Below are 538 nucleotides of genomic sequence, written 5' to 3'. Positions count from 1 at the left end.
ATGTTGCCTTGTTGAACGTCTGCGATGACTGGCGCAGTTAACATTGCTTGTTGAGCAGCGGCAGTGCTTTTTTTGAGTTGTTCGAAAAATAAAGTCATAACCTTCTCCTTAAGAAGCCGTTAACTAAGATGCAGTTTGGAAAGACGTAATGTGTTGCTGAAAGGGCAAATCGATGCGTTGGATCTTTTGCGCTTGCAGCGTTAATTCAGACGTTGTGCTCGCTAATAACTGAGCCACATCATGTTCGATTTGATTTCGTTTGAGCTTGCCGTTATCCGTGTACCAACCAGAGATGGCTCGTGGGTTGTCCAGCAGCAATAAGGTTCGGATTTGAGCGTAATCGGGTAGGGTTCGGTTTAATGCATGAACCTTTGCTTCGACGTCTTCGCTATTGGCAACGACAGCGCATAATGTTTGTTGGCTATCGCCTGTAACGATCAGCGGCGTCATCGGCAAAAACGCCAACGCTTCTGATTCAATCCATTCCGGTGAGACATTTCTGCCGTATGCGGTGACGATAAGGTTCTTCTTGCGTCCT

General features: G+C 46.7%; 1 pseudogene. It reads right to left on the bottom strand.

Annotated features, from left to right (window positions below):
- Positions 1-123: 123 nt before the first annotated feature.
- A pseudogene (locus R7Q48_RS30410) lies at positions 124-538 on the bottom strand (long-chain fatty acid--CoA ligase); the annotation flags it as partial.

This window comes from Vibrio sp. 378, from assembly GCF_033339435.1.
This window is presented reverse-complemented; position numbering and strand designations above follow the sequence as displayed.